Origin of the sequence: Serratia sp. root2 (genome assembly GCF_031931805.1) — a bacterium.
Classification (GTDB): Bacteria; Pseudomonadota; Gammaproteobacteria; order Enterobacterales; family Enterobacteriaceae; genus Serratia; species Serratia inhibens.
Window position 1 is genome coordinate 173411 of sequence record NZ_JAUJXB010000003.1, and the last position, 18055, is coordinate 191465.

At 56.8% G+C, this 18055-nt stretch carries 17 protein-coding genes; 6 read left to right on the forward strand and 11 right to left on the reverse strand.

Annotated elements, in window-relative coordinates; translation table 11 throughout:
- Positions 1-16 precede the first annotated feature (16 nt).
- The 5 genes from QZQ97_RS16970 to QZQ97_RS16990 all read right to left on the reverse strand — a co-directional run bounded on the left by QZQ97_RS16970 (position 17) and on the right by QZQ97_RS16990 (position 5026).
- The gene (locus QZQ97_RS16970) at positions 17-1327 is read right to left on the reverse strand and encodes an ATP-binding protein (RefSeq protein ID WP_311994395.1); all 1311 of its coding nucleotides are present in this window, start codon (positions 1325-1327) and stop codon (positions 17-19) included.
- Positions 1324-2064, reverse strand: a complete 741-nt coding sequence (locus QZQ97_RS16975; RefSeq protein WP_311994396.1) for a response regulator — start codon at positions 2062-2064, stop codon at positions 1324-1326. Before QZQ97_RS16975 ends, QZQ97_RS16970 begins: the two co-directional genes overlap by 4 nt.
- A 105-nt stretch (positions 2065-2169) precedes the next feature.
- Positions 2170-3141, reverse strand: a complete 972-nt coding sequence (locus QZQ97_RS16980) for an alpha/beta fold hydrolase (protein WP_442995263.1) — start codon at positions 3139-3141, stop codon at positions 2170-2172.
- 53 nt (positions 3142-3194) lie between these two features.
- A complete protein-coding gene (locus tag QZQ97_RS16985) occupies positions 3195-4520 on the reverse strand; it encodes an epoxide hydrolase family protein (protein ID WP_311994398.1) in 1326 nt (441 codons plus the stop codon).
- A gap of 32 nt (positions 4521-4552) precedes the next feature.
- Positions 4553-5026 (reverse strand): DUF6130 family protein, encoded by a 474-nt coding sequence (locus QZQ97_RS16990; protein ID WP_311994399.1) that lies wholly within the window; start codon positions 5024-5026, stop codon positions 4553-4555.
- A gap of 240 nt (positions 5027-5266) precedes the next feature.
- Between QZQ97_RS16990 and QZQ97_RS16995 the strand changes: the two genes are divergently transcribed.
- On the forward strand, positions 5267-5833 hold the full coding sequence (locus QZQ97_RS16995; protein WP_311994400.1) for a TetR/AcrR family transcriptional regulator: 567 nt from the start codon (positions 5267-5269) through the stop codon (positions 5831-5833).
- A gap of 47 nt (positions 5834-5880) precedes the next feature.
- The gene (locus tag QZQ97_RS17000) at positions 5881-6849 is read left to right on the forward strand and encodes a quinone oxidoreductase family protein (RefSeq protein WP_311994401.1); all 969 of its coding nucleotides are present in this window, start codon (positions 5881-5883) and stop codon (positions 6847-6849) included.
- A 182-nt stretch (positions 6850-7031) separates the two neighbouring features.
- On the opposite strand, the gene QZQ97_RS17005 is transcribed toward QZQ97_RS17000, so the two are convergent.
- Entirely contained in the window at positions 7032-7406 is a 375-nt protein-coding gene (locus tag QZQ97_RS17005) for a winged helix-turn-helix transcriptional regulator (protein WP_311994402.1), read from the reverse strand.
- Between the two features lie 125 nt (positions 7407-7531).
- Between QZQ97_RS17005 and QZQ97_RS17010 the strand changes: the two genes are divergently transcribed.
- Positions 7532-8365, forward strand: coding sequence for an enoyl-CoA hydratase/isomerase family protein (locus QZQ97_RS17010; RefSeq protein ID WP_311994403.1), 834 nt, complete (start codon positions 7532-7534; stop codon positions 8363-8365).
- 34 nt (positions 8366-8399) lie between these two features.
- Here QZQ97_RS17010 and QZQ97_RS17015 read toward each other — a convergent pair whose 3' ends face one another.
- Both QZQ97_RS17015 and QZQ97_RS17020 read right to left on the reverse strand, forming a co-directional pair.
- Positions 8400-10181: a hybrid sensor histidine kinase/response regulator gene (locus QZQ97_RS17015; protein WP_311994404.1), complete on the reverse strand. Its 1782-nt coding sequence runs from the start codon at positions 10179-10181 to the stop codon at positions 8400-8402.
- A complete protein-coding gene (locus tag QZQ97_RS17020) occupies positions 10178-10810 on the reverse strand; it encodes a response regulator transcription factor (RefSeq protein ID WP_311994405.1) in 633 nt (210 codons plus the stop codon). Before QZQ97_RS17020 ends, QZQ97_RS17015 begins: the two co-directional genes overlap by 4 nt.
- A 179-nt stretch (positions 10811-10989) precedes the next feature.
- Between QZQ97_RS17020 and QZQ97_RS17025 the strand changes: the two genes are divergently transcribed.
- Positions 10990-11304, forward strand: a complete 315-nt coding sequence (locus tag QZQ97_RS17025) for a hypothetical protein (protein ID WP_004952028.1) — start codon at positions 10990-10992, stop codon at positions 11302-11304.
- A 230-nt stretch (positions 11305-11534) separates the two neighbouring features.
- On the forward strand, positions 11535-14570 hold the full coding sequence (locus tag QZQ97_RS17030) for an autotransporter outer membrane beta-barrel domain-containing protein (RefSeq protein ID WP_311994406.1): 3036 nt from the start codon (positions 11535-11537) through the stop codon (positions 14568-14570).
- Between the two features lie 81 nt (positions 14571-14651).
- Here QZQ97_RS17030 and rluF read toward each other — a convergent pair whose 3' ends face one another.
- Entirely contained in the window at positions 14652-15401 is a 750-nt protein-coding gene (gene rluF, locus QZQ97_RS17035) for a 23S rRNA pseudouridine(2604) synthase RluF (protein ID WP_311994407.1), read from the reverse strand.
- Positions 15402-15422: 21 nt separating this feature from the next.
- Positions 15423-15872 carry a winged helix-turn-helix transcriptional regulator gene (locus tag QZQ97_RS17040; RefSeq protein WP_311994408.1) on the reverse strand — a complete coding sequence of 150 codons (450 nt, stop codon included), beginning with the start codon at positions 15870-15872 and terminating at the stop codon, positions 15423-15425.
- Positions 15873-15966: 94 nt separating this feature from the next.
- Here QZQ97_RS17040 and QZQ97_RS17045 point away from each other — a divergent pair, with 94 nt between their 5' ends.
- Complete coding sequence (locus QZQ97_RS17045; RefSeq protein WP_311994409.1) at positions 15967-17208, forward strand: MFS transporter; 1242 nt, start codon at positions 15967-15969, stop codon at positions 17206-17208.
- On the opposite strand, the gene QZQ97_RS17050 is transcribed toward QZQ97_RS17045, so the two are convergent.
- Positions 17185-17865: a class I SAM-dependent methyltransferase gene (locus tag QZQ97_RS17050; protein WP_311994410.1), complete on the reverse strand. Its 681-nt coding sequence runs from the start codon at positions 17863-17865 to the stop codon at positions 17185-17187. The genes QZQ97_RS17045 and QZQ97_RS17050 overlap by 24 nt on opposite strands.
- Positions 17866-18055: the final 190 nt, after the last annotated feature.

Consider the following 18055-nt stretch of genomic DNA (forward strand, 5'->3'; position numbering starts at 1 on the left):
GCTGAGATACAGAAAGCTACAATGTCTCATCACTCAGGGTGACACGAGCATCAAGACCACCCTGCGGCAGATTACTCAATGTCAAGGTGCCCGCCATCTGGCTCACCAGTTGAGAGGCAATTGCCAGCCCAAGCCCGGTGCCGCCGGTGTGGCGATTGCGCGAGTTTTCCACGCGGTAAAAAGGCGCCAATACCGCCTGAAGTTCGCTTTCAGGGATCCCCGGCCCATTGTCGCGAACGTGGAGTTCAACCTGGCCCTGCTGCGGCGTTGAAAGCGTGACTTCGGCATGGCTGCCAAATTTCAATGCATTGTCGAGCAGGTTGGTCATGATGCGCCGCAGCGCCTGTGGCCGTACCGCGAAGCGGTCGTCGCCGCGGCAAGGCAAGAAGGTGACCGCTTTATCGATGTCCTGATAATCGCAGGCCATGCTGTCGAGAAAAGCGTTCAGGCTAACGATCTGGCGTTTTTCCTCCAGCACTTCCGCCGAACGCGCAAAGGCAATTCCCTCACGTACCAAACGGCTCATCTCGTCCAGGTCGCTCAATAGCTTGTCGCGCAACTCCGGCTGTTCCGACATCTCCACGCGCAGTTTCATGCGGGTGATCGGCGTTTGCAGATCGTGTGAGATGGCGGCGAGGATCTGCGCTCTCTCTTTCAGATGATCCTGAATGCGCATCTGCATGGCATTAAAGGCCCGTGCCGCCTGTCGTACTTCCACCGGCCCGCTTTCGGGCAGGGTTTGCGTGGCGTTCGAGGTCGGTTTCAATGCGTCTACGGCTTGGGTAAAGCGGATAAACGGCCGCACCACCTGGCGTACGGCCAGCCAGGCACAGCCCAACAGCAGCAGCAACTGGCCGATCAGCACAGCCGGTAACCAGCGTGCGATAGCCGGCATGCGCGGCCAGAGATCGAGCGTTAAGGGGGCGCCGTCGTGGAGTGTGAGGTGTACCTGAATGTGCTCACGCGGGCCAGGAATGGCGCTGATGCTCATTTGATATCGGCCGCCAAGGGTTTCCTGCAATGAGCGTACCGCGCCTTGCGAGCGCCAACTTGTGGGGTAAGGGCCTGGCAGCCCTGTTGAAAGCTCGTAACGATAGTTGCTGCGAGCCAGCTTCGGTAACCACAGTGCCCGCTCTGCAGCGGGCAGACGATCGAGGATCGCGACGCTGGTCGCCACGTCGTACTCCAGGTTACCCAACATCACGCTTTTTGCGCTGCTCATCCGCTCGATCATCAGGCTGACCAGCGTCATGCCATTCGCCAGCAATAGGCCAAACAGCACGATCAGCAGCAGACGCGACAGCAAGGATCGCGGCCACAGCCTCATGGATTAACCTCTTTAATGATCACCGGCGCGGCGAGGACATAGCCTTCGCTGCGCACCGTTTTGATGTAGGCGGGTTCGCGTGCGTCTTCGCGCAGTCGCTGGCGCAGACGGCTGACCAACAGATCGATGGAGCGTTCGAACAGTTCGGCATCGCGGCCCTGAGTCAGGTTGAGCAACTGATCGCGCGACAATACCCGTTGCGGATGATCGAGAAACACGCGCAACAACCGGTACTCGGCGCCGCTCAGGGCCACTATGGTGCCTTCATTATCCAGAAGATGTCGTCCGGAAGTATCCAGTTGCCAGTCGCCAAAGGCAATAATTCTCCCCACCTCAGTGACTTGAAGGTTAGGTGGCAGTGCCCGGGTGCGGCGCAGGATCGCCTTGATCCGCGCCAGCAGTTCGCGGGCGACAAAGGGTTTCACCAGATAGTCGTCTGCCCCCATCTCCAGTCCGAGGATGCGATCGGTATCTTCGCTGCGCGCCGTGAGCATCAGTACCGGCAAATTGCGTTGCGTATCGTTACGCAACTGGCGGCACAACGTGAGACCGTCGTCGCCCGGCATCATGATATCCAGCACCACCAGATCAATGTGGCTGTTAGCGAGTACGGCCCGCATTTCACGACCGTTGGCTGCACCGGTAGCGCGATAGCCCGATTTAATCAGGTAGTCGGTGATGAGTTCGCGGATATCGCGGTCGTCATCTACGACGAGAATGTTATCAATATGCTCCAAATGAAACTCCTGATTGCAAATGTGCGAAGGGATCGTCATCCAAACCAAAAAAGACCGGCTGTGACAGCCCGGTCTATGAAAATAGACTTTGTTTTACCTCCCCGCCTACATTCCTGCGGCATCCACCACGGCTTTGACAAAATCGTTCGGCGCTTCTTCCGGCGGATTATGTCCGATGTTTCCGGTAAAAGTGCGGTGCTCGTATTTACCGCTGAATTTCGCCCGATAAGCTTCCGGAGCGGGGTGCGGCGCGCCGTTGTTATCACCTTCAATCGTGATTGTCGGCGCACTTATTACCGGCAGCGCAGCTAATTTTTTCTCATAAGCATCATATCTATGCTCACCCTTTTCCAGCCCCAGGCGCCAACGATAATTGCTGATGGTGATCGCGACGTGATCGGGATTATCCAGCGCTTTGGCACTTTGGTTGAACGTAGCGTCACTGAATTTCCAACCCGGCGATGCCTGCTGCCAGATCAGTTTTGCAAAGTCATGGGTATTTTTCGCATAACCTTCGCGGCCGCGCTCGGTGGCGAAATAGAACTGATACCACCACTGTAGCTCAGCCTGCGGCGGTAGCGGTTTCTTGCCGATTTCCTGGCTGCCAATCAAATAGCCGCTGACCGATACCAGCGATTTCACTCGCTCCGGCCATAACGCAGCCACAATATCTGCCGTGCGTGCGCCCCAGTCAAAACCGGCGAATACGGCCTGTTTGATGCCCAATGCATTCATCAGTGCCACCGTGTCTTCGGCCATCGCCGACGGTTGGCCATTGCGCGGCGTACTGGCCGAAAGAAATCGCGTGCTGCCGTAACCACGCAGGTAAGGCACGATGACGCGATAGCCTTTTGCCGCCAATTGCGGAGCCACGCCGGCATAACTGTTGATATCGTAAGGCCAGCCGTGCAGCAGAATAATCGCCTCTCCCTCACGCGGGCCAATATCGACGTAGCCGACGTTCAGCACGCCGGCGTTAATGTGATGAAGATCTTTAAACGCCGCAGCATAATCCGCTGCCGTCGACGTGGCTGCCGCAGCGTTGCCGGCCGTGGTCAGAACCAGTGCTGCCAGCATTGATTTTCCAATAAAATATTTCATTTTTTGTTCCTTAATCAATTCGAGCGAGATCAGAGTTTGTCGCGCAGCGGCCGGAAGGCATTGCGCAGTTCGGTGGCGAAGATGTCGGGTTGCTCCCAAGCGGCAAAATGTCCGCCGCGCGGCGGAATCTGATAATAGAACAAGGTCGGAAACGCCTTTTCTGACCAGCTTTTCGGGGCCTGGTAGATCTCTCCCGGGAACACGGAAATCGCCACGGGAACCTTGACTTCCCGTGTTTGTTGCGCGGCCGAACTAAAGTTATTGTTGTTATTTTCCCAATAGAAACGCGCCGCTGAAGCTGAAGTATTGGTCAGCCAATACAGAGAGAGGTCGTCAAGAATTTCGTCGCGAGTCAGTACGCGCTCCGGCTCGCCGTGGCTGTCTGTCCATTGGGCAATCTTGTCGTAAGACCAAGCCGCCAGCCCGACCGGGGAATCATTCAGCGCGTAGCCAATTGTCTGGGGACGCGTCACCATCATCGCGCCATATGCCGCGTTGCGGGTGAAGAAGCGGCTCAGCTTATCGAACGCGCGCTGCTCCTCAGGTGCCAACGCCAGCGGGGAAGGCTGCCCCGCATTAATCGCAGAGATAAGCGCATCTGGGACAGTGGCGGGCATCGTCAGATGGATACCGAGCAAGCCAGCCGGCGCTTGGCGGCCCATCACGTTGGAAATGACCGAGCCGTGATCGCCGCCCTGCGAAACGTAGCCTGAATAGCCGAGGCGCTTCATCAACTGATCCCACATCCGGGCAACGCGCGCCGGTTTCCAGCCGGTATCCTTAGGGCGTTCCGAAAAGCCGTAACCGGGAATGGAGGGAATGACCACGTCGAATGCGTCTTCGGCATTGCCGCCATGTGCCGTAGGGTCGGTCAGAGGCCCAATGATCTTCAGAAATTCCAGCATTGAACCCGGCCAGCCGTGAGTCAAAATCAATGGCATGGCGTTGCGGTGGCGCGAACGCACGTGGATGAAATGCACTGCCAGGCCGTCGATGCGAGTAAGGTACTGTGGCAGGCTATTCAGCCGGCTTTCCACTTTGCGCCAGCTGTAGCCGCTCGCCCAATACTCCACCAGGGGGCGAAGTTTTTGCAGCTGCAATCCCTGTGAATCGTCGCCGACGGTTTCCTGATCCGGCCAGCGGGTTCTCGACAGGCGGAACTTAAGGTCGATCAACTCGCTATCCGCAATGGCGATGGTAAACGGATGAATTTTGCCGTCATCTGCGATTTTCACCGTAGTGTTCGGTGCGGCTAACGCGTTATCGAGCAGGCCTATCGCTGCTACGCCTGCGGCCGTCGCAATCAATAAGCGGCGGCGTGACTCATCGGGTAAATCGTTAGGTAACTTTTTCATATTTCACCTGATTGTTAATGTATGCGCGTCTCTTAATGCATTACATGCGGAGCGGCCGCATGGGGCGGCACGGTAAATTCCACGGTTTTGCTGTCGAGAGGTTGGTGCGTAGGGTCGGCAAGGATGATCGTCACTTTATGTTTGCCTGCGGGGAGCCCAACCAGAATCACCGGCTCGCCGCTGGCATCCGCCCAGTGCCAGGGATTGTCATCCAGGACGACATGAATATGGCCGATACGCGGTGTGACCTTGAGCGCTTCAGGACCGAAAACCGGTTCGATGCGCAGATTCTCCGCCCGGTATTGAATAAAAACGGCACCTTTGCGCAGCGGGCCGGCCAGCGGAGCGTCGACAATCAGCTTGGCCGGCGGTTGAGGATGTTCGAGCGGGGCGACGGCGGCGAGACCGACAACGTCGGCAGCACTGCTCCCGGTTAGGCCTTCGGACCAGGCGCAGGTCGCAGAGGTAAAAATAAGCAGGGGGATCAGCAGTAGTTTACGTAGCATGACGGTATCTCCTTTAAATGGACGACAAGTGACAACGCTTATAGGAGAGCACGGCTGTGTATAGGGTTTGTTTGCATAAAGCAGGTTTATTGCATCAGGGTGTAATCTGCCCAAGAGCAGATACATTGCGATACAGTGGATTGAACGTTGATTGCGCAAGCGCATTTTTTCTTACTGCCGTAATGCTTTTCCTGCGTTATAATATTGACCGTTCGTTCCAGTATTGTGATGATGAGAGATATGGCGAGAAATAAAGAATTCGATGTTGAAGCTGCGCTTGATGCTGCTATCGGCGTCTTTCGTTTACATGGCTACGCGGGGACTTCGGCGAGCATGTTGATCATTGCGATGGGGATTGGCCGGCAGAGTATGTATGACACTTTTGGCGATAAATGGCAGCTGTACTGCGCGGCTGTACGTCGCTATAGCGAACTCGAGTGCGCGGCGCACTTCACCGCGTTAAATCGCGGACCCAGGGCCATCGATGGCATACGAACGATGATAGAACGCATTGTTATTGAAGCTCGCCAGCCATGCCTGGGGGTAGGCTCGCTCAGTGAGTTCGGCAACGCCAGTCCGGAACTGGTGAGCCTGCGCGAAGGTATCGGCAACAGGTTACGCAAAGCGATCTCGAACAAAATTCAAGACGCGCAAGTTCAGGGGGATATAGCGCCACAGCTAGATGCCGGACACGCGGCGGGTTTTCTGATCGCTAATATTGCAGGTATACGTCTTTCGGCCCGTGGGGGGGTGGGTGACGCGGAATTAAGGGCGTTGGGGCATCTTGCGATAAGTGCGTTGCGCTGATTTTTTTGACCATTTCTGGAATGATCGTTCAATAACTGGAGGTAAGTATGAAAGCAGTAACGATGAAGGCGGTGGGTGATGCTAACGTGCTTGAGTACGTCGAACGCCCGGATCCAATGCCAGGGGCTGGCGAAGTTGTAGTAGCAATCGCCGCCGCCGGCGTGAATTTCATGGACATCGGCGTCCGGCAAGGCATGGCCTGGAACGACGTGCCCAATCCGAAGGTTATCGGTGTAGAAGGGGCTGGCCGAGTCATCGCCGTCGGTGCGGGTGTCGGTGATTTCGCTGTCGGTGATCGTGTCGCTTGGGTATATGCGCCCGGCAGCTATGCGGAGAAAGTTGCGGTGCCCGCCGCCTCATTGGTGGCGTTGCCTGACGACATTGACTTTCGTACCGCAGCGTCGTTGATGATGAATGGTTTAACCGCCAGCCACTTCGCTACCGAGTTTTATCCTGTACAAAAAGGGGATATAGCACTCGTGCATGCGGCTGCAGGTGGTGTCGGCTCCATACTGACTCAAATCATCAAATTGCGCGGAGGACGGACGATTGCTCGGGTCTCATCGGATACCAAGGTGGCGATAGCGAAAGAGGCCGGTGCCGATGATGTCATTGTGAACAGCGACGGTGACTTTGTTGATGCCGTAATGGGATTGACCGATGGGCATGGCGTACATGTCGTCTTCGATGGGTCGGGTCAGGAAACGTTTCAGTCTTCTCTGGACGTATTGCGTTACGCGGGAACCTTCTGCTGGTTCGGCCCGGTACTCGATGCTGCCAAAGTCATTGAGCTTTTTAGTCTACCCAAAAGCATCAAGATCGGTTATCCAACATTCTTGCACCATGTCCGGACACAGGAATTGCTGCGCGCGCATTCGGCATCGCTGTTCGATTGGGTGCGCGAGGGTAAGCTGAAGGTCTTCAACGGAGGCGAGTACCCTTTGCGCGAGGCGGCTACCGTCCATACCGAAATGTGGAATCGCAAGACTTCAGGAAAGCTCGTGCTCATTCCTTAACCCCCGTTAACAGGATGATGCCCACTGGCTCAACAAAGCATGCAATTTCGCTGGCTCCAGCGGCTTTCTCAATACCTGATAGCCTTCCTGCTCGGCCTCTTGCAGAATCGGCGAGTTGAACTCGCCGCTAACCCTGGCGCCGCCGGCAGCTTGGCAGGTCCGCGCAATAGTTATAGCCAGTCTCAATTCTGCAGCTGCTGGCTCTGCTCATCATACCTCCGCTGGCAGTCCTGAATCGCGTCCATATTCCCCAGCGTCCAGTTGAACAGTATCGAGAACGGTCCCTGCAAGGATTCGCCAAGCGGCGTCAGCGAATACTCGACGCCAAGCACCCGCCCATCCAACACCTTGCGTTTCACCATGCCGTTGCGTTCCAGCTTGCGCAGCGTTTGGGTCAGTACGCGTTGAGTGACGCCATCCAGGCGGCGCTTGATGGCGTTAAAGCGCTGCGGCTCACGCAGCACCTCCAGCACCATCATTGACCATTTGTCGGCGATCTGGTCGAGAACGATGCGGCTCGGGCAATCTGCGTGGTAGATCAGGTCAGTCTTATCCATAGGTATCCTCCGGCATCCCTGGGATGCTTCAGGTGCGTAATTGACGCCAGGTATGCAAAGTATACCATTCGACGAACGGCGCGAAAATCCAGCACCGCTATCCTCCAGGCAAAAAGGACATGGACATGACAGATACAGATTTCAGCAAGCTCAGGTTGTCTCATGCGCACGGCGTATTGACGGTCACTATCGATAATCCGCCGGTAAACGTGCTCGATGTGGCTCTGATGTCGGAAATGCGTCGTTTATTGCTCTCGGTACGTGACGATCCGGACACGCGCGTACTGGTTTTTCAGAGCGCGGATCCCGAGTTCTTCATTGCGCATGTTGATATGACCCTGATCGATGAGCCGCACGCCTTCGATGAACTGGCGCGCAACGCGCCGGAGGGGCTTAATCCGTTCCAGGCCTTTGGCGAATTGGTGCGCAGCCAACCGCAGGTCACCCTCGTTAAGCTGGCCGGGTTGGCGCGCGGCGGCGGCGCAGAGTTCGTGGCGGCGGCCGACATGGCCTTCGCCGCGGAAGGGCGGGCGGGGCTTGCCCAGTGCGAAGCCCTGATGGGCATTACGCCCGGCGGCGGCGCGACCCAATACCTGACGAGCCGCATGACGCGCGGCCGCGCGCTTGAAGTGATCCTTGGCGCCGATCTTATCGACGCGGCAACCGCAGAGCGCTACGGCTGGATTAATCGCGCATTGCCCGCCGCCGAGCTTGATGCGTTCGTCGATCGGTTAGCGCGCAACATCGCGGCATTGCCTGCGGGGGTTATCGCGGCGGCCAAGCAGGCGATGCCCGCGCCGAATTTGCGGGCGGGCTTTTGTCGCGAGCACGATGCCTGGGCGGGTTTGTTTGCCCACCCGGCCGCGGAGCAGCTGATTCGCGGTGGGCTTAAGGCCGGCGCCCAGACTAAAGAGGGTGAGCGCAACCTTGAGGTTCTGTTGCGCGAGCTTGGCGTTTAAGGCGTTTTTTGGCGACGGGGCCAGTCTGTGTTCGCTAACTGCTCGCCCACTGGCTCAACAAAGCATGCAATTTCGCCGGCTCCAGCGGCTTTCTCAATACCAGATAACCCTCCTGCTCGGCCTCTTGCAGAACCGGCGAGTTGAATTCCCCGCTGACCATGGCGCCGCTGGTATCCGGCAGGCGCTCAAACAGCGCTTTCAAGATATCGAAGCCGCTCTCGCCGGAGCGGAGCCGTTGATCGCACAGTACTGCGAAAGGCGAGAAGCCTTCGTCGATAATCGCAAAAGCCTCCTCTGCGGAAGCGGCGCAACGCACGGTAATGCCCCAGGTGCTCATCAGGCTCGACCAGGCGGATGTCACCAGCGGATCGTCGTCCACCACCAGGCAGGCACCGCGCAATGACTCATAGCGGGTTGGGGCGCCGGTGTTGGCGTAGGTGTTAACGCTTTCCGGCAGATGCTCTTCGCCGGCATACAGGGGAAAGCGCATCCAGAAACGCGATCCTTTGCCTTCAATGGAGCGCATGCCGTATTTCACCTTCATCAATTTGGCGCAGCGCGCCACCACCGCCAACCCCAATCCATGGCCGGCGCTGTCGATTTTCCACGCCAGTTCGGGGCGATAATAAGGGGAAAAGATTTTACCTTTCTCTTCATCGGCGATGCCGACGCCGGTGTCCCACACTTCGATCAGGCATTCTTCGCCCCGCGGGCGGATCGCGATCAATACGCCGCCTTCTTGCGTATAACGCAGCGCATTTTGTATCAGGTTGATCAGCGATTGCCGGATGAGCAATTGATCGCCCATCACGCAAATTCGCCGTTTGGGCCGCCATGTGCGCAATGATAATGCCCGGCTGTTGGCCTCTTCGCGGAACAGCGTGATCACGGAATCCAGTAGCGTTCCAATGTTCACATGGGTGGTCGCAGTACTGACGTTGCCGGACTCAATCTTGCTGAGATCGAGCAGCGAATTGAACATAAGATGCACCGATCGCACGCTTTGCTGCAGATCCAACAGCTGAGGGATCAGCGTAGCGTCACGATTCTTATGGATGATGGCCTCGATCAGAAAGCCCATCGCGTGTACCGGCTGGCGCAAATCATGGCTGGCGGTGGTCAGGAATTGATTTTTATCCAGCAAGGCTTGTTCCGCCTCTTCCTTGGCTTGCCGAAATTGTTCCGCAAGGCGCGAGCTTTTCTCTTCGAGTAAGGCTTGCTGAATAAAAAAGGCATGCGAGGTTAATGCGTGCCGGTAAATGGCGAACCCATAAAGCAAATTGAGCATCAACACGATCGGCATGACATCGCCCAGTCGCCAGATAATGCCAAAATTCAGTAAGCCCCAAGAGGCGAAGAAAAAGCGTGTAAAGGTGCTGATGACCGGCGTCAGATGGGTTGCATTGGCGGCGACGATGGCCGCGATACTGATGTTTAATAACAGGAAAAAATCGAAGCTGTTTTTTTCTGGGGTGATTAAATATAAGGATGAAATACCCAAGCCATGCACGAAGGCGACGTTATTAATGCGCGGCAGCCAACGGCTAATCACTGCACTGGCGTTATTTTTCTGGGTGTCACGACGATAACGGCGATGCCATAATCTGATGGCCAATGCGCAGAGAAAGTATATCCCTATCCAGGCAATAATCGGCGTGAGTTCCTTCCCCAATAAATAGAGCCAAATGGCGAAAGGAATACCGACAAAGGGCACGGCGGTAAAACTGAAGACCAACCGCATGAAGGTATTGTCCAGCAGGCGGATCTGCGCGAGTGGGGATATCTCATCATTTTGTAATGATTGAAGTAATTTCATTGCGAATGATCCTGCCTGCCATGCAGCAAGGTGATGGCTTCCACCCGACTGTTTACGCCTATTTTTTTGAGAATGTTGCTAATGTGTTCTTTAACCGTGGGTTCGGAAATAGACAGCTGCGAAGCTATTCGCTTATTGGGGAAACCGCGCATCATCATGATTAATACGTCTATTTGTCGCGGGGTTAAATTGAATTTTTGCAGGTGACTGTGAGCGTTGGTGACACATTCCCCGTGTTCCAGAGGGAACCATTGTCGATTTTCCATCAGAGTGGAAACGGCTTCGGCGAATAATTCGGGTGGCTCGTTTTTAAGCACAAAACCGTGCCCGCCGGCATCACGCACCTTTTGCCCTATTTCATTGTTCTCATCGCCGCTGACTACCAGAAAACGAATCTTCGAATACTGGTTTTTTAGCTCTTTGAGTAACTTTAACGCCGTACCCTCGGACAACCAAAAATCGATAACCATTAAGCGCGGAGCGCCATTTTCCAGAATGTGGCGATAACAATTGGTTTCGTTGGTTACCACATAGGCATGTTTAAAACGACAATGCGTATTCAGGTAATTGGCGATGCCGCTTGCCACCAACGGATGGTCATCGACAACCAGTGCATAATCCTGCTCCAAAGAGATCTCCTTTCGTGTAAACGTACCAGATTGGCTCCGATGACTCGTTATTATCAACCCTCCCTACTTTAGGAGGGTTTTTTAACTTAAGAAAGGGAAATATATTATTCGGGGATTTGGATAAGGTAAAACATAAAACCATTCAGCGATTGGAACTGTCTGGTTACAAAGGATAATTTATGAAAAAACCACTTATCGCTTTAGCCGTTACTTTACTGGTCGCCGGCTGTTCAACGTTGAAAACCGATCAGGCAATACCCTTGCTGCAGGCGGAAACCGCTAAAATGCTGGGCCTGGGATCATCGGATGAAATAACCGTGACCAATGTCAATGGCGCTCAGCCCGATGCCCTGGGCGGGCAAAAACTTTCTTATCGCGCCACCACCGAGAAGGGCCGTATCTTCGACTGCTCCTCGCTGATGATGCCGGGTATTTTAGGCTCTGCGCCCTCGCTGAGCGCACCGACCTGTACTCCTGTCGTCACGCATAAATAATTCGCCCCAGGCGCGAGCCGGAGTTGGCAATCAGGACTGATCTGCAGTCCCAATAATTTTGGCATCGGGGCAATAGCGCTGGGGGGCAATAAGCTGGCGTCTCGATGACAATCCCTCTGTACTCGCCATTTGTACTCGCAAATAACGCGCCACGCATTCTCTAATGCATTGAGTTTTTCATATAAATAATAACTTTGATGGCATCAAGATAATTGGGCCGGAGATAGAACATGAAAGATCAAACATCGCATCACTTAGCGGTAAAAAAACCGCTTTCCAAAGTTTACCTCGCACTTTTTTCCGCGCCATTGATATTGATTGGGCCCGCCGATATGGCGCGCGCCGATGATGCTATTTTTGATGGCGACGCCCGTATTACGGAACCTTTGAGTTACGCGGGCAATGTTTACGTCGGTCGTAATCAAGGCGGGAACCTGTTGATCGATAATGGTGAAGTCAACGCCTATAACATCAATATCGGCACCCGCGCCAATGGTCAAATTTATGAAAGCTCGGTCACTGTCAAAGGGCCGAACGCGGTATTGAACGCCATCAATGACCAATCCGTCATGCACGGCAACATTAATCTGGGGCTGGGCACATTGCGGGTTGAAGAAGGGGCGCTGGCCAGCGCGAAAGAGATCGTCGTCGGCTCCAGCCGCGGCTACGACAGCCATCTTGTCGCGACGGGCGCCGGTTCCAGAGTCGTCAGCAATTTTCTCAGCGTCGGCACCGATCTGGGGGCCCGATCCACGCTGTCGATTGAAGACGGCGCGGTGCTGAACACCACGTTCGATGCGCGCATCGGCAACGGTTCCGGGCCCGGCGAGACCGATAAGCTAAGCCCGAAAGCCACGGTTACGGGGGCGAATTCGCAGTGGCATGTCGGCCGCGCGCTCACGCTCTACGGCGATCTGGACGTGCTGAACGGCGGTGCGGTCAACGTCGGCAGCATCGAGGTGGCGGGCGTCTCAGGCGCGCGTAAAACCGCCGAACTCTACATCGCCGGCAATGGCTCGCGCGTTACCAGCGGGAGCAGCGTTAACGTCGGCGACTACGGCAACGGCGTGCTGTCGGTCGTTGACGGCGGCGAGTTTTCCGCCGGCGCAAACGAACTGCGGTTGGGCGATACCGGCTCCGGCTCGAACAGAGGCGCGCTGATCATCGGCAGCCGCGGCAATATGGACACCGGCACCGGATTGACCGAACCCACGCTCGGCGCGGCGGGTGGCGCGGGCACCCTCGATGCCCAGACGGCGGTCAACCTGCGGGGCGGCTTGTTCGGCAGCTATGTCTACTTTAACCATACTTCCGACAACTACGACTTCCGCAACAAGATGATGGGGGAAGGCGATGTTATCAATACCGCCGGGAATACGACGCTGAGCGGCGACCTGACCCAGCTCAAGGCGAATGTGACCGCGCGGGGCGGCAAAATCATCATCGCCGGCGATATCAATACGCAGCCAGAAGACAGCCCTTTCGACGTGCAGACACTGAGCGCCGAGAACGGCGGCACCTTGATCCTCAACGCCACGGCCGGTTCTGACGTCAGCAATGGCTTGGGTTACAGCAGCGCAGCGTCGATCAAATCCGGCGGTACCTTGGGCGGCAACGGCACCCTGGGCCAAACCGAGATCCAGTCCGGCGGCCATATTTCCCCCGGCGACGGCAATATCGGCACGTTGACGCTGAAACGCTATCTGAATTTCCTCGGTGAATCTTTCTACGACGTCGATATCGCCGGCGACGGCAGCAGCGACAAACTGGTCGTAGCGGGTAAAACCACCATCAGCGAACAGGCCAAAGTGCAGGTTACTGCGCTGGATCCGCAAACCAGTTATAAGACAGGACAAAGCTATCGCATTTTAACCTCGGAGGGCGGGATTGACGGCCGGTTCGCCGAGGCTATCTCAAAATCTGCCTTTTTGGACGTGGCGCTCAACCAGAGTACGAATGCCGTGGATCTGACGATTGCGCAAAAAGGCGGTAACCCAGGCGAGGGCGGCAACCCAGGCGAAGGCGGCAACCCAGGCGAAGGCGGCAACCCAGGCGAAGGCGGCAACCCAGGCGAAGGCGGCAACCCAGGCGAAGGCGGTAACCCAGGCGAGGGCGGCAATCCAGGTGAGGGCGGCAACAAGCCCGGTATTTTCCAAACGGTGGCGCAAACCGGCAACCAGTGGAATACCGCCGGCGCCCTGTCGACGTTGGCGCAGAGCGGCCCTTCACTGGCCTTATACAATTCCTTGCTGTTGTTGAACGCGCCGGAAGCCCGTGACGCATTCAATCAACTGTCTGGTGAGGTCTATCCTTCCATTCAGTCAAACCTGATCGCCGGCAGCACGCAACTGTTCAATGTCCTGAACCAGCGCATGCTGCGCGCGTTTGATAATGATGCGCTGCCCGTTCCACCACTGGCGATGACGCTGGTTCAGCCGGCCAATGCCGAAAATAACGGCGTATGGGGGCAGACCTTCGGCTCCTGGACAAGAAACAGCGGTAACGACAATGTGGGGAAACTGGATGGCAACACCAGCGGTTTCCTGATCGGGGCCGATCGTAAACTCACCGACCACAGTGTCCGCATTGGGGGATATTTTGGGTATAGCCGCGGCGATTACGATATTGATAGCCGCCGCTCCAAGTCCGACAGCGACAATTACCACCTGGGTCTGTATGCCGCCGGGCAGCAGGATGCCTTCTCCTTGCGCGGTGCGCTGGGTTACACCTGGCATCGGCTTGAGAATGAGCGCAACGTTAATTTCGGCAATTTCTCGGATCGGCTCAAGGCGGACTATGACGCCGACTCGCTGCTGGCGTTCACCGAAGCGGGCTACCGTTTCGGGCAGCCGGACGCGAACGTCGAGCCATTTATCAATCTGAGCTACATCCGTCTGCACACCGATAACTTCCAGGAAAAGGGCGGCGCCGCCGCGCTGAGCGTCCGTAATGAAACGATGAATACGTTCTATTCGACATTGGGCGTGCGGGGTATCAAAGAGCTGCCGAAAAACGTCAGTCTTTACGGCTCTCTGGGTTGGCAGCATGCCTACGGCGATAAAAACACGTCATCGCGCATGGCATTTGCCGGCAGTGACGCTTTTGTCACCCAGGGGCAGGCGGTTGACGACAATCTGATGGTGGCTGATGTCGGGGTGAGCGTGAAGCTGTCGCGATCCACCACGCTGGCCGTCGGTTATCAGGGGCAATACGGTTCTGATACTCAGGTTAATGCGGTCAATGCCAACATCAAATGGTCATTCTGATTTGCTGATGAATTAGGTCTCTGTGGTATCGAGATGTCGCTGGGCAACGGGGTGTTGCCTGGCGATAGCTCCGTTTCGGCGCTATTGTTCCGCAAGGCAAGGCTCTTCAGACGAAGAGTGTTCTATCAGCTTAAATAATTCGAGCCGTTCATCAGCGGTAAAATCCCGCCACTCGCCCAGCGCCAGCCCGGTGAGATCGACGTTCATGATGCGTACGCGCTCGAGTTTGGTGACTTCATAACCGAAATATTTGCACATGCGGCGAATCTGGCGGTTAAGCCCCTGAACCAGCGTAATGCGAAACACCTGCGGAGCTTCTTTCTCCACCCGGCATTTCTTTGTCACCGTAGCCAGCATCGGTACGCCGGCACTCATACCCTGAATAAACGCATCGGTCAGCGGTTTGTTGACGGTGACCAGATACTCTTTTTCGTGATTATTGCCGGCGCGGAGGATCTTGTTGACCAGTTCCCCGTGATTGGTCAGAAAAATCAGCCCCTGGGAGTCTTTATCCAGGCGGCCGACAGGGAAGGTGCGTTTGCCGTGGTTAACGAAATCGCCGATGTTATCCCGCTCGTGCTTGCCCATGCTGGTGAGGATGCCAACCGGCTTATTGAGCGCGATAAGCACCAGATCATCCGCGTTACGTGGCGCGATCTGCTGACCGTTGACCTTCACTGTGTCCCCTAAAAATACCTGTGCGCCCACGGCGGCCAGCCTGTCGTTGATAAAAACGTTGCCCTGTTTGATGTGACGATCGGCATGGCGACGGGAACAGATGCCGCTGTCGCTAATGTATTTGTTAAGGCGAATGGATGATTGAGTCAGCATGGTTTCCCCGTAAAACGCGGACTATACATCACCGACCTTCACCACTCTAGTATTCAGCGGCGTAAGAGTCTGCCCGCCGTGGCCGGTCGGCGTCATGCGTGGGATAGGTTGGCCGCTGCCGCTTTCCACCAGATGTGAGTGCGCCTCGCCCCGTGCAAACAGATGATCTTCCCCCCACTGGCGCAGGCCGACGATCACCGGGAACAGGGCGCGGCCCTTGTCGGTGAGAATATATTCCTGATAGGCGCTGCCGTCCGAAGCGGGCGCTATTTCCAAAATGCCGTGCGCCACCAGCGTGCGCAGGCGGGTGGAGAGAATGTTCTTCGCCATCCCCAACCCTTTTTGAAACTCGCTGAAGCGGCGTACGCCGTCAAAGGCGTCGCGCACGATCAGCAGCGACCACCAATCGCCGATCACATCCAGCGTACGTGCCACCGGACACTGCGCATCTTCCAGACTTTTACGTTTCATGGCTCAATTCCCTTCATGATATCTGGTTGCATTATAAAACCTCTGCGCGTAAAGTTCATTGGGTTTAATAATGAAACCACTTTAAGGGTGAACGATGAGTGACAAAACGCTGGATCCGATTTGTACGCCGCAAAGCCGCGCGCTCAGTCGGCTGCCCGTTTCGCTGGTGCTGCTGCTGGCCGGGGCCAGCGCTTTCAGCGTGGCTAACGTGTATTACGCCCAGCCGCTGCTGGATGCGATCGCTCATGATTTCAACATCAGCCTGGCGTCGGTGGGGATGGTGATCACCGCCACCCAGCTTGGCTGTGCGCTGGCTCTGTTGCTGGTGGTGCCGCTGGGGGATCTGATTAATCGCCACCGGCTGCTGGCAATACAGCAACTGTTGTTAATGGCCGCGCTGTGCGTGGTGGGTTGGGCGGACAGCAGCGCGCTATTGCTGGCAGGTATGTTGCTGGTGGGGTTGCTTGGCACCGCCATGACTCAGGGATTGGTCGCCTTTGCCGCCACCCTGGCGGCACCGCATGAACGCGGGCGGGTGGTGGGCGCAGCACAAGGCGGGGTGGTGCTGGGCCTGTTGTTGGCGCGCACGCTGTCCGGCGCACTGGCGGATATTGGCGGCTGGCGGGCGGTCTATTTTTTCTCGGCTGCGGTGACGTTGATCCTGCTGCCGGTGTTGTCGCGCCTGTTGCCAACGCCCAGCACACCGCCGCCGTCGCTCAGTTATCCGGCGTTGCTGCGTTCAATGCTGGCTTTATTGCTGCGCGATCGCACATTGCAAATTCGCGGCATGCTGGCGCTGCTGATGTTTGGCGCGTTCAGCATCTTTTGGAGCGCGCTGGTGCTGCCGCTCAGCCAGGCGCCGTTCAATTTTTCACATTCGGTGATTGGCGCCTTCGGTTTGGTCGGGGCGGTTGGCGCGCTGGCGGCGGTGCGTGCCGGGCATCTGGCGGATCGCGGGTTAGGGCAAGTGGCGAGCGGTGTTTGCCTGCTGTTGCTGGTGCTGGCCTGGCTGCCGCTCGGCATGCTGGGCTACGGTCTGGCGTGGCTGGTGGCCGGTATTGTGCTGCTCGATCTGGCCGGGCAGGCGATTCATGTGCTGAACCAGAGCATGATTTTTAGCGCGCACCCGCAGGCTCACAGCCGGTTGGTGGGCTGTTATATGCTGTTTTACGCGGTGGGCAGCGGGCTGGGTGCCTTTGCCAGCACCCATGTCTACGCCGTGGCGGGTTGGCCCGGCGTATGTTGGCTGGGGGCGGGCGTCAGCCTGGTCGCTTTGCTGTTCTGGTGGCTGACGCTGCGTGGCATGCCGGTCTCAGGCGCGGCGGTAGAGCAATGACAGCCGGAAACCCAGCGCGTCGCACAGCAACTGCGGTGAGGTAAAACCGCTTTCCGTCAGCAGCAATCGGGCGCGTTGCGCTGCCAGCGGATGCCAGTTGCTGCGGGTGCGTTCAATCACCTCACGTGCGCCGTCGAGGGAATGCCCGGCGCTTTGCAGCCAATGCTGATAGTGGCTGACCGGCAGGCCATCCGGCTGATAGTCGAACAGCAGCAGCGGCGCGCCTGGCGACAACCGCGCGGCCAACTGTTGCAGGAAGGCCAGCTTGGCGCCGTCATCGGCAATAAAGTGCAGCACCAGCGAACAAACGGCGGCGTCGTGCAACGTTTGCGGCGCCTGGTCCAACGGTTGCTGGTGGAAGGTGACTCGCGGTTCGCAGCCGGCCATTTCCGCTTTGGCGCGTGCGGCTGCCAGCATACCGGCGGAAGGTTCCACGGCGCTGAAAAGCCATTGCGGGCCGATGCCCGCCAGCGTAATCAGTTCGCTGCCGGTGCCGCAACCGGCCAGCAGCAGTCGGGCCTGCGACGGTAGCGCCTGTGCCAGGGTGGCGGTCAGCAGCGACTGGGCGAACTGATAGCCGGGTACCAGCGTCAGAATACGGCGATCGTAGTCCGCCGCAGCGGCGTCCGGGAAACGGGTATCCGTTTGTTGTTGCATGTCCATTCCTTGAATAGCCTGTAAGAGATAAATCGGAGGATAATCTTTAACGCAAATGAAATCCATTCTCATTATCGCTGGGCAGCGCTGAAAGGCCCTAGACACAGGGCAGCTAATCCGTTTGTCCTCTTCTTTCTTACCCCGCTTATTTCGCTATTTTTTACCTTTAGGGTTTGTCTGAAGCCTCACA

What these genes read in the sequence shown, in the direction of transcription:
- QZQ97_RS17000 (WP_311994401.1), top strand. Translation starts at nt 5,881, where the DNA reads ATGAAAGCAGTAACGATGAAGGCGGTGGGTGATGCTAACGTGCTTGAG.
- QZQ97_RS17015 (WP_311994404.1), bottom strand. Translation starts at nt 10,181, where the DNA reads ATGAAATTACTTCAATCATTACAAAATGATGAGATATCCCCACTCGCG.
- QZQ97_RS16970 (WP_311994395.1), bottom strand. Translation starts at nt 1,327, where the DNA reads ATGAGGCTGTGGCCGCGATCCTTGCTGTCGCGTCTGCTGCTGATCGTG.
- QZQ97_RS17030 (WP_311994406.1), top strand. Translation starts at nt 11,535, where the DNA reads ATGAAAGATCAAACATCGCATCACTTAGCGGTAAAAAAACCGCTTTCC.
- QZQ97_RS17005 (WP_311994402.1), bottom strand. Translation starts at nt 7,406, where the DNA reads ATGGATAAGACTGACCTGATCTACCACGCAGATTGCCCGAGCCGCATC.
- QZQ97_RS16995 (WP_311994400.1), top strand. Translation starts at nt 5,267, where the DNA reads ATGGCGAGAAATAAAGAATTCGATGTTGAAGCTGCGCTTGATGCTGCT.
- QZQ97_RS16980 (WP_442995263.1), bottom strand. Translation starts at nt 3,141, where the DNA reads ATGCTGGCAGCACTGGTTCTGACCACGGCCGGCAACGCTGCGGCAGCC.
- QZQ97_RS17025 (WP_004952028.1), top strand. Translation starts at nt 10,990, where the DNA reads ATGAAAAAACCACTTATCGCTTTAGCCGTTACTTTACTGGTCGCCGGC.
- QZQ97_RS17040 (WP_311994408.1), bottom strand. Translation starts at nt 15,872, where the DNA reads ATGAAACGTAAAAGTCTGGAAGATGCGCAGTGTCCGGTGGCACGTACG.
- QZQ97_RS17010 (WP_311994403.1), top strand. Translation starts at nt 7,532, where the DNA reads ATGACAGATACAGATTTCAGCAAGCTCAGGTTGTCTCATGCGCACGGC.
- QZQ97_RS17050 (WP_311994410.1), bottom strand. Translation starts at nt 17,865, where the DNA reads ATGCAACAACAAACGGATACCCGTTTCCCGGACGCCGCTGCGGCGGAC.
- QZQ97_RS16985 (WP_311994398.1), bottom strand. Translation starts at nt 4,520, where the DNA reads ATGAAAAAGTTACCTAACGATTTACCCGATGAGTCACGCCGCCGCTTA.
- QZQ97_RS16990 (WP_311994399.1), bottom strand. Translation starts at nt 5,026, where the DNA reads ATGCTACGTAAACTACTGCTGATCCCCCTGCTTATTTTTACCTCTGCG.
- rluF (WP_311994407.1), bottom strand. Translation starts at nt 15,401, where the DNA reads ATGCTGACTCAATCATCCATTCGCCTTAACAAATACATTAGCGACAGC.
- QZQ97_RS17045 (WP_311994409.1), top strand. Translation starts at nt 15,967, where the DNA reads ATGAGTGACAAAACGCTGGATCCGATTTGTACGCCGCAAAGCCGCGCG.